Origin of the sequence: Bradyrhizobium sp. TM239 (assembly GCF_036247985.1) — a bacterium.
Lineage (GTDB): Bacteria > Pseudomonadota > Alphaproteobacteria > Rhizobiales > Xanthobacteraceae > Bradyrhizobium > Bradyrhizobium ottawaense.
On record NZ_BTIR01000007.1, the window covers coordinates 43,402 to 54,996 of the forward strand.

At 64.8% G+C, this 11,595-nt stretch carries 12 protein-coding genes; 8 read left to right on the forward strand and 4 right to left on the reverse strand.

The window, feature by feature from the left end; translation table 11 throughout:
* Positions 1-37: 37 nt before the first annotated feature.
* Both AABA84_RS12765 and AABA84_RS12770 read right to left on the reverse strand, forming a co-directional pair.
* A complete protein-coding gene (locus tag AABA84_RS12765) occupies positions 38-304 on the reverse strand; it encodes a hypothetical protein (protein ID WP_338312223.1) in 267 nt (88 codons plus the stop codon).
* Positions 305-446: 142 nt separating this feature from the next.
* The gene (locus AABA84_RS12770; RefSeq protein ID WP_338312282.1) at positions 447-2,873 is read right to left on the reverse strand and encodes a lytic transglycosylase domain-containing protein; all 2,427 of its coding nucleotides are present in this window, start codon (positions 2,871-2,873) and stop codon (positions 447-449) included.
* Between the two features lie 280 nt (positions 2,874-3,153).
* On the opposite strand from AABA84_RS12770, the gene dapA reads away from it, so the two are divergent.
* The 4 genes from dapA to AABA84_RS12790 are packed head-to-tail and all read left to right on the forward strand — an operon-like array spanning position 3,154 to position 5,631.
* Entirely contained in the window at positions 3,154-4,044 is an 891-nt protein-coding gene (gene dapA, locus AABA84_RS12775) for a 4-hydroxy-tetrahydrodipicolinate synthase (RefSeq protein ID WP_018320002.1), read from the forward strand.
* 54 nt (positions 4,045-4,098) lie between these two features.
* On the forward strand, positions 4,099-4,512 hold the full coding sequence (gene mscL / locus AABA84_RS12780) for a large conductance mechanosensitive channel protein MscL (protein WP_212245286.1): 414 nt from the start codon (positions 4,099-4,101) through the stop codon (positions 4,510-4,512).
* Between the two features lie 59 nt (positions 4,513-4,571).
* A complete protein-coding gene (smpB, locus tag AABA84_RS12785) occupies positions 4,572-5,045 on the forward strand; it encodes an SsrA-binding protein SmpB (RefSeq protein WP_018320004.1) in 474 nt (157 codons plus the stop codon).
* 4 nt (positions 5,046-5,049) lie between these two features.
* The gene (locus AABA84_RS12790) at positions 5,050-5,631 is read left to right on the forward strand and encodes a peroxiredoxin (RefSeq protein ID WP_338312224.1); all 582 of its coding nucleotides are present in this window, start codon (positions 5,050-5,052) and stop codon (positions 5,629-5,631) included.
* Between the two features lie 9 nt (positions 5,632-5,640).
* Here the strand turns inward: AABA84_RS12790 and AABA84_RS12795 are convergent, their stop codons facing one another.
* On the reverse strand, positions 5,641-6,315 hold the full coding sequence (locus AABA84_RS12795; protein ID WP_338312225.1) for a uracil-DNA glycosylase: 675 nt from the start codon (positions 6,313-6,315) through the stop codon (positions 5,641-5,643).
* Positions 6,296-6,940, reverse strand: a complete 645-nt coding sequence (locus tag AABA84_RS12800) for a LabA-like NYN domain-containing protein (protein WP_018320007.1) — start codon at positions 6,938-6,940, stop codon at positions 6,296-6,298. The genes AABA84_RS12795 and AABA84_RS12800 overlap by 20 nt, the downstream gene beginning before the upstream one ends.
* A gap of 329 nt (positions 6,941-7,269) precedes the next feature.
* Here AABA84_RS12800 and rpoZ point away from each other — a divergent pair, with 329 nt between their 5' ends.
* The 4 genes from rpoZ (at position 7,270) to acpS (ending at position 11,367) form a co-directional block, all read left to right on the forward strand.
* A complete protein-coding gene (gene rpoZ, locus AABA84_RS12805) occupies positions 7,270-7,662 on the forward strand; it encodes a DNA-directed RNA polymerase subunit omega (protein WP_008133017.1) in 393 nt (130 codons plus the stop codon).
* A gap of 205 nt (positions 7,663-7,867) precedes the next feature.
* Positions 7,868-10,153, forward strand: a complete 2,286-nt coding sequence (locus tag AABA84_RS12810; RefSeq protein ID WP_212244980.1) for a RelA/SpoT family protein — start codon at positions 7,868-7,870, stop codon at positions 10,151-10,153.
* A gap of 45 nt (positions 10,154-10,198) precedes the next feature.
* Positions 10,199-10,951 (forward strand): pyridoxine 5'-phosphate synthase, encoded by a 753-nt coding sequence (locus tag AABA84_RS12815; RefSeq protein ID WP_338307825.1) that lies wholly within the window; start codon positions 10,199-10,201, stop codon positions 10,949-10,951.
* Positions 10,948-11,367: a holo-ACP synthase gene (acpS, locus tag AABA84_RS12820; RefSeq protein WP_028144381.1), complete on the forward strand. Its 420-nt coding sequence runs from the start codon at positions 10,948-10,950 to the stop codon at positions 11,365-11,367. The genes AABA84_RS12815 and acpS overlap by 4 nt, the downstream gene beginning before the upstream one ends.
* Positions 11,368-11,595 lie beyond the last annotated feature (228 nt).

Genomic DNA, 11,595 nt, shown 5'->3' on the forward strand with positions numbered 1-11,595 from the left:
GAAGGCGGCCTCTCGCGCTCTGAGCTGCTGTCGTCCCTTACTTCAGGTCCAGGGCCCTGCAGTAATAGGAGCTCTCGACGCTGGTCCAGCCCCGCTCCATCCTGTTGCTTTGGCACTCGAAGAAGGACTTGAAGCCAAGAACGTTTCTGCAGTTCTGGACTGCGGCACCGGACAGGGAGCATCCGACCCATGGAGCGTTGCCCGGGCCGTTGCTTGTTTGGGCTGCGACTTTGATGGGGGCGGCGCTCGACGGCACGATCGACATGGAGACAAGAGCAAGAACGGACATGGCCAACGTCTTCATAGCTTTCTCCTCTTCTTGTTGCCTGGGACGGCAGATTCCGATCCCCGGGCAATACTGCCAGAGCGCGCGTTGAGCGTCGCATTCAATCCCGGAATGTCTGGTGATCGGAGGAGGGCGCGCTTCCACGCGCGAGCGTGGATCGCTATTCCACGCTGCCGGCGCCGCGGCGCAGATCGGCTTCGATCTGCAGCCGCGTGCCGCCGCCGAAGCGGGCACGGTAGACTTGCAGGTTCTCCATGATCCGCTGCACGTAGTTGCGCGTCTCGGAGAACGGAATCAGCTCGACCCAGTCGACCGCGTCGACCTTGGGGTCGCGCGGATCGCCGTAGCGCTCGACCCACTTCTTCACGCTGCCGCGGCCGGCATTGTAGGCGGCAAAGGTCATGATGTAGGAGCCGCGATAATCCTCGAGCAGTCCGCCGAGCTCGGCCGAGCCGAGCGTGGCGTTGTAGACCGAATCGTTCTTCAGCCGCCCCAGATCGTAAGTCGCGCCGTGGCGCTTGCAGACATAGCGCGCGGCATCGGGCGTCACCTGCATCAGGCCGTAGGCCTGCGCTGGCGAGACCACGGACGGATTGAATGCGCTCTCCTGCCGCGCGATCGCATAGACGATGCTGCGCTCGACGTCGGGACCGATCGGGGTGAACTGCGGAATGCCGTTGACGGGGTAGGCGTAGAAGTCGAAGGGAAGGCCGCGATTGAGCGCGGCCTTGCCGAGCAGCAACATGCCGCGCGCATCGTTGTAGCGCTGGGTCAGCTCGCCGAGGCCGGCGAGCGCTTCGGGATCGCCGTTCTCGCCCATGTCGGCCAGCAGCGGTATCGCCATCTCGCGCTCGTCGAGCTCGTAGAGCAGTTGCGCGGCGCGCACGATCTCCAGCCGTTCGGCGCCGCGGCCGCGCGGCTGGCTGTTGAGCTCGATCTGCGGCAGGCCGAGCTTGGCCCGGGCGAGCTGGCCGTAATAGCTGGTCGATTGTTCGGCTGCGCGGGCATAGGCGTTGCGCGCCTCCTGCTGGCGCCCCGCCGCTTCCGCGGCGCGGCCCTGCCAATAGCCGGCACGCGCCAGCGCGGTCGGATTGACGCTGCCGACGCCGATGCGGGCGAAATGCTGGGTGGCGGCCGCGGGGTCGTTGAGGAATCGCAGCGCGATCCACCCGGCCGTGAATTCCTGCTCGGTCTTGTAGATGTCGCGCGAGGGCAGTGCGGCGTCGCGCGCGATCAGATAGGCGCTGCGGAATTCCTCGGTGTCGATCATCTTGCGCGCCAAAAGACGCCGCTCGATCCACCATTCGTCGAGATTGTGGAGCCGGTTCGGATCCTTCGGCGCCGACAGCATGAGCTGGGCTGCCTCGGCGAACTTCTCCTCGCGGCGCAGCAGCTGGATCTTGCTGAAGGTGAAGCCGGGATCGTTGTGCAGCTCGCGGGGCACGGCGTCGAGCAGCGCGCGCGCATTCGGCGCCTTCTTGACGGCGGCGATGCGGGCCTTGGCGAGTGCGACATAGCCGGCGCCGAGGCGCTTTGCGGCGCGCAGCGCGGCCTCGTTCTCGCTGCCGTAGAGCAGGGTGTCCATCCGCGCCTTCTGGTCGCCCGGCGTCAGCAGGGCGCCGAACTGATCGAGCGCGTTGTTCTCGGTGTCCTCGGACATCGGATCGCTGCGCCAGGCCTCGCGCACCAGCCGTTCGGCATTGGCGCGGTCGCCGCGGGCCAGCATCGTCTTGGCGAGCGTGAAGCGGCCCTTGGCGGACACAGGAGATTCGTTCTCGAACCACGACCACGCGACGGAATCGTCGCGCCTGTCGTCCCACATCGCGGCCTCGAGGCGCCGGCGCAGGAAGGTCTGCGACGGCCAGCTCGGATTGGCGGAAAGGAAGGCGCGGTAGCGCTCCACGGTCGCGCCATTGTCCTCGCTGCGCAGGATGATCCATTCCGCGAGTTTTCGCGCGACCGGATCCGAGATGCCCGCTGCGACGTTGCTGGCGTCACCCGCCTTGCGCTTGCGCACGAGCTCGATGACGCTCTCCAGGGCGTCCTTGTCACCCTGAGGCGTCGAGGACGTCGCAGCGACCGCGGCCGGGATGACCGGCTTGCGCGGCGCGGCATGCTGGCGGGTCGCCGGAGCCAGCACGGGTGCTGCGGCCGGCCTGGCGGCGGGGGCGGAAGGCCTGACGGTGGCCGTCGCGGCGGGGGCGGTTTTCGGCGGCGAACTGCTGGCGGCCGGAGGCGATTTCGGCGCAGGTGCCGCTGCGGCAGGCTTTGCGGCAGGCTTGGGCTTGTCCTTCGCGGGCTCTTTTCCGGCGCTCTTGCCGGCGTCCTTACCAATTTCCTTGGCCGGTTTCTTCGCAGCGTCCTTGGCCGGAGCGCCAGCGGCACCCTTGCTCGCGCCCTTGTTTGCTCCCTGGCTTGCTCCTTTGGCCGCGTCCTTCGAAGTGTCCTTGCCGGTTCCCTTGGACGAGCCCTTCGGGGTCTCCTTGGCGGTGTCCTTGGCGGCAGGCTTCGCGGTGTCCTTGCCGGCCTCCGCAGGTGTCTCATTGGACCTGGCCAGGGCGGCGCAGCCGACCGACAGCCCCGCCATCAGGCACATGATCAAACCGGTGGATCGCCAAACGGCACGAGGGAATGAGGTCACGGCGTTTCGTCGCCCCGAATCAGTCAAGTGGCTCAAGATCTAGCTGTATTTGATTGAATATGCGGACAAAATACCAACAGCCGCTTACTTCGGGCCGGTTTGCACCACCACCGCGGCAAAATCGCGGCCTAAACAGTGCGTCACACGGAAGCGGGCCTTTTACCGGCGGGATAGACTCGATATGAAAGGGGCTTGCTCGAGAGATAGCCGCGTACGGAGGAAGTCCATGGCAGCCAAGACGAAATTCCGGGGGTCGTTCACCGCCTTGGTCACGCCGTTCAAGAACGGCTCGCTGGACGAGGCGGCATTCCGATCCCTGGTCAACTGGCAGATTTCGGAGGGCACCAACGGCCTGGTCCCGGTCGGCACCACCGGCGAGAGCCCGACGCTCAGCCATGACGAGCACAAGAAGGTCGTCGAATGGTGCATCGCTGAAGCCAAGGGCCGCGTGCCTGTGATCGCGGGTGCAGGCTCCAACTCGACCAAGGAGGCGATCGAGCTCGCCCAGCACGCCGAGAAGGCGGGCGCGGATGCCGTGCTGGTGGTGACGCCTTACTACAACAAGCCGACCCAGGAAGGCATGTACCAGCACTTCAAGGCCATCAACGACGCAATCGGCATTCCGATCATCATCTACAACATCCCGCCGCGCTCGGTGATCGACATGTCGGTCGACACCATGAAGCGGCTGTGGGAGCTGAAGAACATCGCCGGGGTCAAGGACGCCACCGCCAGCATGGTGCGCGTGTCGCAGCAGCGTGCGGCGATGGGCGAGGATTTCAACCAGCTCTCTGGCGAGGACGCGACCATCATCGGCTACATGGCGCATGGCGGCCACGGCTGCATCTCGGTGACCTCGAACGTCGCGCCGCGCCTGTGCTCGGAGTTCCAGGCCGCCTGGGCGAAGGGTGACCATGCCACCGCGCTGAAGATTCACGACAAGCTGATGCCGCTGCACAACAATCTCTTCATCGAGAGCAACCCGGCGCCGATCAAGTACGCGATGTCGCTGCTCGGCAAGCTCGACGAGACGTTACGGCTGCCGATGGTGCCGGTTTCCGAGCCGACCCGCGTTGCCGTGCGCAGTGCGATGGTTCATGCTGGGTTGATCAACTGATGGGTTGACCAATCGGGGAGGCCGTTCATGAGCGTCGACGAGAAGGGCAGGCGGATGCTCACGGAGTTCCGCGAATTCGCCATGAAGGGCAACGTCGTCGATCTCGCGGTCGGCGTCATCATCGGTGCGGCCTTCGGCGCCATCGTCACCTCGCTGGTCGGCGACATCATCATGCCGATCATCGGTGCCGCGACGGGCGGCCTCGACTTCTCGAACTACTTCGCCCCCTTGTCGAAGGCGGTGACCGCCACCAACTTAGCGGATGCGAAAAAGCAAGGCGCCGTACTTGCTTACGGTAGCTTCCTGACGCTGACGATCAACTTCATCATCGTCGCCTTCGTGCTGTTCCTGGTGATCCGCGCCATCAACACGCTGAAGAGGAAGGAAGAGGCCAAGCCCGCGGAGCCGCCGAAGCCGTCGGCGGAGGTCGTGCTGCTGACCGAGATCCGCGATCTCCTCAAGAAGTGACGCGCGCGCTTCATCCAAACTGTTAGCATCGCTGCGCATCGCGCTCAGGTTTCGTCGCCATGGCTGAAAAGAACGAACGTCCGATCAAGGTCATGGCGGAAAATCGCAAGGCCCGCTTCAACTATGCGATCGAGGATACGATCGAGGCGGGGATTGCGCTGACCGGCACCGAGGTCAAGTCGATCCGCAACGGCAAGAGCACGATCGCGGAGTCCTATGCCGATTCCAAGGACGGCGAGATCTGGCTGATCAACGCCACCATTCCCGAATATCTGCAAGGCAACCGCTTCAACCACGAGCCTAAGCGGCCGCGAAAGCTGCTGCTGCATCGCCGGCAGATCAACAAACTGATGGGCGCCGTCGACCGCGAGGGCATGACGCTGATCCCGCTCAAGCTCTATTTCAACGAGCGTGGTCGCGCCAAATTGCAGCTGGCGGTTGCAAAGGGCAAGAAGCTCCACGACAAGCGCGAGACCGAGAAGAAGCGCGACTGGAGCCGTGAGAAGGGCCGCCTGATGCGGGCGAGGGGATAGCGAGATGAACCAACGGAACCTGCTCGAGGTCGATTGGAGCCAGATTCCCGCACCCGAAGACGACGGCGCCGCCGCGCATCTGACCGGCATGACGTTGCCGCCGATCGGCCTGCTCGCGACCGACGACACCTCGGTGACGCTCTCGGCGCTGCGCGGCCGGACCGTGGTGTTCGCTTATCCCCGCACGGGCGAGCCCGGCAAGATTTCGTTGGTCGACGATTGGGACATGATCCCGGGTGCGCGCGGTTGCACGCCGCAGACTTGCGCATTTCGCGATCTGTTCGCCGAGCTGAAGGGCGCCGGCGCCTCCTACGTGTTCGGCCTCTCGACCCAGAGCAACGAATACCAGACCGAGATGGCGTCACGGCTGCATCTGCCGTTCCCCGTGCTGTCGGACGAGAAGCTGGCGCTGACGCGCGCCCTCAATCTGCCGACGATGGAGGTCGCGGGCCTGACGTTGATCAAGCGCCTTGCGCTGATCGTCGACGACGCCCGCATCACGCACGTGTTCTATCCGGTGTTTCCGCCCGACCGGAACGCCGGCGATGTGCTGGACTGGCTGAAAGCCAATCCGGCCCAAGCCTGAAGCAGGGCGCTAATCGAGATCAGCCTTCACCTTCGCGAACACCGAGCGGAACATGTCCGGCGTCAGCACGCCGGTGTTCGTGTTGTAGCGCGAGCAGTGATAGCTGTCGTAGAGCCTGAACGCGCCGGCCTGATGCACGGCGCCGTGGCCGAAGGGAGCCTGGGAGGCCTTGAGCTTCAGCGGCTTGAGCACGCTGTCGTGCGCAATTCGCCCGAGCGCGATGATCGCGCGCAGCTTCGGCATCGTCTCGAGATTCGCCACCAGAAACTGCCGGCAGGTGTTGATCTCCACCGGCAGCGGCTTGTTCTGCGGCGGAACGCAATGCACGGCATTGGCGATCCGGCAGTCGACCAGCTTCAGGCCGTCATCGGGACGCGCCTGATAGGTGCCCTTGGCAAAGCCATATTCGAGCAGCGTGGCGTAGAGCAGGTCACCGGCATAATCGCCGGTGAACGGCCGTCCCGTGCGGTTGGCGCCCTGCATCCCCGGCGCGAGGCCGACGATCAACAGGCGGGCCTTGACGTCGCCGAAGGGCGCAACCGGTGCATTGTGCCACAACGGCTCACGCGCCCGGTTCGCCTCACGAAAGGCGACCAGACGCGGACAGAGCGGACAATCGCGGTCGGGAACGACGGTGGGAGGCTGGCGGCTTGACCGGGCCGCCTCACTCCTCGAAGTCGTCATCACCCCTCGGCGCCATCGTGGTTGCGCGCTGGAGGAATTGCGGGGCGTGGTGGCGGGCCTCGCGATCGCCGCGGTCGCGCGGTGCGGGGCGTTCGGACGGATCGCGGCCGAGCTTGGATTGCAGCTCGACGAGATCGGTGAAGACGTCGGCCTGGCGGCGCAGCTCGTCGGCGATCATCGGCGGCTGGCTGGCGATGGTGGAGATCACCGTGACCCGCACGCCGCGGCGCTGCACGGCCTCGACCAGCGAGCGGAAGTCGCCGTCACCGGAGAACAGCACCATCTGGTCGATGTGCTCGGCAAGCTCCATGGCGTCCACGGCGAGCTCGATGTCCATGTTGCCCTTGACCTTGCGGCGGCCGGAGGCGTCGATGAACTCCTTGGTCGCCTTGGTCACGACGGTGTAGCCGTTGTAATCCAGCCAGTCGATCAGCGGGCGGATCGAGGAGTATTCCTGATCCTCGATGATGGCGGTGTAGTAGAACGCCCGAAGCAGCGTGCCGCGGCTCTGAAACTCCTTCAGCAGGCGCTTGTAGTCGATGTCGAAGCCCAGAGTTTTCGCCGTCGCGTAGAGATTGGCTCCGTCGATGAAGAGCGCGATCTTGTCGGTAGAGGAAGGTGACATTCAGTTTGCTCGCGTAGTGTTCGTGATTGATCGTTTATTGTTGGCGCGGCGGCAGGAGGCCGCGCAATTCTAGAGTGCCGCTAAAACCCGTCGAAACCGCAAATCCGGAGAAGTCGGGGCAAACAAGGTATAGTTATGGCGGACTTTCATACACCCGGCGCCGCCATCGATGGCAGCCCGGTAAACCACCCATCCCAGCCCCAATGTGGGGGTAGCAGAGCCGTTTGGCGAGGCCAAATCACAAATTGGCCTTGCGAAACCGCCCCAGCCCCTATAACTAGCCCCAATCATCCACATATTTCGTCCCACCCACAACGGAGCGACAGTCCATGGCTCGCGTCACCGTAGAAGATTGTATCGACAAGGTCGACAACCGGTTTGACCTGGTCCTGCTGGCCGCCCACCGTGCCCGCATGATTTCGTCCGGTTCACAACTAACGGTTGATCGCGATAACGACAAGAACCCTGTTGTGTCTTTGCGCGAAATTGCCGACACGACCATTTCGCCCGAGGACCTGCGCGAGGAGCTGGTGCACTCGCTCCAGAAGTTCGTCGAGGTCGACGAGCCCGAGCCGGATACGGTCCCGCTGATCGGTTCCGCGGGCGCGAGCGTCGATGCGGACGACACCGAAGTCGCCGTCGAGCGCATGACCGAGGAGGAGCTCCTGAAGGGTCTCGAAGGCCTCGCGCCTCCCGAGGAGCAGCCCGAGGAAGACGAGTAAATCGTCCGTCGCGATCGTCGATGTCTTGTGGTTTTATCAAAGGCCCGAACCGTTGTTCGGGCCTTTGCTTTTGTTGACGTTTTCGTGGTTACCATAGCGTTGTCGTTGGCGATGCGTCCTGTCACCGAATTGATCGGACACAAGCGCGATCGGAGCTAAGATGTATACAGCGGGCCGGCTCGGGCTCGTTTGAAGGCAGGACGGGATGGTATATCGGCGCCGCAGATCCACGCAGATGCAGGCCGCAACCGAATCGGTTGCCGTGGCCCCGACTGCGCCGGTCGCGCGCCCGGCCAAGCCCCGTGCGCGGATGATGCGTCAATATGACCTCGTCGAACGCGTCAGGTCCTACAATCCCAACACCAACGAAGACCTGCTGAACCGCGCCTATGTCTACGCCATGAAGGCGCACGGCTCGCAGACCCGCGCCTCGGGCGATCCGTATTTCTCGCACCCGCTCGAAGTGGCAGCGATTCTCACCGACCTCAAGCTCGACGACGCCACCATCGTGGCCGCGCTGCTCCACGACACCATCGAGGACACCGAAGCGACGCGGGCCGAGATCGACCAGATCTTCGGGCCGGAGATCGGCGCGCTGGTCGAGGGCCTGACCAAGCTGAAGCGACTCGAGCTGGTGTCGCGCGAGGCCAAGCAGGCCGAGAATCTGCGCAAATTGTTGCTGGCCATTGCCGACGATGTCCGCGTGCTCCTGGTCAAGCTCGCCGACCGCCTGCACAACATGCGCACGCTGGATTTCGTGCCGACGGAATCGCGCAGGCGCATTGCCGAGGAGACGCTCGACATCTATGCGCCGCTGGCGGGCCGCATGGGCATGCAGGAAATGCGCGAGGAGCTGGAGGATCTGTCCTTCCGCACCCTCGATCCCGAAGCCTATTCGGTGGTGATGCAGCGCCTCGACGCGCTCGCCGAACGCAACCGCAATCTGATCGGCGAGATCGAGGACCAGCTCTCCAACAATCTGCGCCACCGGGGCCTGGGCGCGCGGGTCTATGGCCGCCGCAAGAAGCCGTTCTCGATCTGGACCAAGATGGAGCGCAAGTCGGTCGGCTTCGAGCAATTGTCCGACATCTTCGGCTTCCGCCTCGTCGTCAACGACATCGAGGCCTGCTATCGCGCGCTCGGCATCGTCCACACCACCTGGCCGGTCGTGCCGGGTCGCTTCAAGGACTACATCTCGACGCCGAAGCAGAACGACTACCGCTCGATCCACACCACGGTGATCGGCCCCGGCAACCAGCGCGTCGAGCTGCAGATCCGCACCGAGGCGATGGACCAGATCGCCGAGCGCGGCATCGCCGCGCACGTCTTCTACAAGGAAGGCGTCGGCTCGCCGACCGAATTCCTCAAGCGCGAATCCAACGCGTTCGCCTGGCTGCGCCACACCATCGGCATCCTCTCGGAGAGCGCCAACCCCGAGGAGTTCCTCGAGCACACCAAGCTCGAGCTGTTCCACGACCAGGTGTTCTGCTTCACCCCGAAGGGCAAGCTGATCGCGCTGCCGCGCCACGCGAACGTGATCGATTTCGCCTATGCCGTGCATACCGACGTCGGCAACAGCGCGGTGGGCTGCAAGATCAACGGCCAGTTCGCGCCGCTGTCCTCGGAGCTGCAGAACGGCGACGAGGTCGAGGTGCTGACCTCGGAAGCGCAATCGGCGCCGCCCTCGGCCTGGGAAACGCTCGCGGTCACCGGCAAGGCGCGCGCCGCGATCCGCCGCGCCACGCGCACCGCGGTGCGCGATCAATATGCCGGCCTCGGCCGGCGCATCGTCGAGCGCCTGTTCGAGCGCGCCAAGATCGAATATGCCGACGACAAGCTCAAGGGCGCGCTGCCGCGGCTGGCGCGAACCTCGATCGAGGACGTCATGGCGGCTGTGGGCCGCGGCGAGATCAAGGCCTCTCACGTCGCGCGGGCGATGTACCCCGACTACAAGGAGGAGCGCATCGCGCGCTATGGCGTCAAGAAAGGGCTTGCCGCCAAGCTCAAGGAGAAGTCGTCGGAGCCGCCGCGCAGCCCGGTCGCGATCCCGATCCGCGGCATCAATTCCGACCTGCCGATCAAGTTCGCGCCGAACGGCGGCGCCGTGCCGGGCGACCGCATCGTCGGCATCGTGACGCCGGGCGAGGGCATCACGATCTACCCGATCCAGGCCCCGGCCCTGAAGGATTTCGAGGAGGAGCCGGAGCGCTGGCTCGACGTCCGCTGGGACATCGAGGACTCCGCGCCGCAGCGCTTTCCGGCCCGCATCAGGGTCGAGAACGTCAACGAGCCCGGCGCGCTCGCCCAGATCGCGACCGTGATCGCCGAGCACGACGGCAACATCGACAACATCAGCATGCAGCGCCGCTCACCTGATTTCACGGAAACGACGATCGACCTCGAAGTCTACGATCTGAAGCATCTGAGCGCGATCCTGGCCCAGCTGCGTGCGAAGGCGGTCGTCGCCAAAGTCGAACGTGTTAATGGATAGACGCATCCTGCATGCATCTTTCCCTCCGATTTCGTGAGTCCTGAAATGCCCGCAACTCCGCTCCGCCTCGGCGTCAATATCGATCACGTCGCAACCGTGCGTAACGCGCGCGGTGGCCGCCATCCCGATCCGGTGCGGGCGGCGCTGCTCGCGATCGAAGCCGGCGCCGATGGCATCACCGCCCATTTGCGCGAGGACCGCCGCCACATTCGCGACGAGGACATGGCGCGGCTGAAGGCCGAGATCTCCAAGCCGCTCAATTTCGAGATGGCGGCGACCGACGACATGATGCGCATCTCGCTCGCCACCAGGCCGCACGCGGTGTGCCTGGTGCCGGAGCGCCGGCAGGAAGTGACCACCGAAGGCGGGCTGGATGTGGTCGGCCAGCACAATGCGCTCGCGCCCTATATCGCGCGGCTGAACGATGCCGGCATTCGGGTCTCCCTGTTCATCGCCGCGGACCCCGCCCAGATCGAGATGGCGGCGCGGCTGCGCGCGCCCGTGATTGAAATTCACACCGGCGCCTGGTGCGATGCCGTCGTCGACGGCCACACCGAAAAGGCCGCGGCCGAATGGCAACGGATCGTGGCGGGCGTGAAGCTGGCGAAGGCGGCCGGGCTCGAGGTTCATGCCGGCCACGGGCTCGACTATGCGACGGCGGAGACGATCGCCGCGCTGCCTGACATCATGGAGCTCAACATCGGCTACTACATGATCGGCGAAGCGCTGTTCGTGGGTCTTGCCGAGACGGTGCGCTGCATGCGCGCAGCGATGGACCGCGGCCGGAGCCGGGCATGATCATCGGCATCGGCTCCGATCTGATCGACATCACCCGCGTCGGCAAGGTGATCGAGCGCCATGGCGAGCGCTTCCTCGACCGCATCTTCACCGCGGCCGAGCGGGCCAAGGCGGAGCGGCGGGCCAAGAACGAGAAGATGGTGGTGGCGACCTACGCCAAGCGCTTTGCCGCCAAGGAGGCCTGCTCCAAGGCGCTCGGCACCGGGATCCGGCGCGGCGTCTGGTGGCGCGACATGGGGGTGGTCAACCTGCCGGGCGGGCGGCCGACCATGCAGCTGACCGGCGGAGCGCTGGCCCGGCTCCAGGCCCTGACCCCGGAGGGGTTCGAGGCGCGGATCGACCTGTCGATCACCGATGACTGGCCGCTGGCGCAGGCCTTCGTCATCATTTCCGCCGTCCCGCTGCCGAAACCCTGAGGGGGGGCGGCGGTTTTATGATTTGTGTTATAAATCAATATCTTATTCAGTTTTGATGCGATCCTTGATTGCGTGACCTCCGACAACCGTCTAAAAGTCCGCGGACACAAAATCAGCTTGGGTAAATTCGGCTTTACGCCGGAATTGGCCCTCACTATCAGAATCAGGACAATCTCCTTGCGCCGCGAACCGGTGGGCCGTTCGCGGGAGGAGGGCGCTCTGTGATCG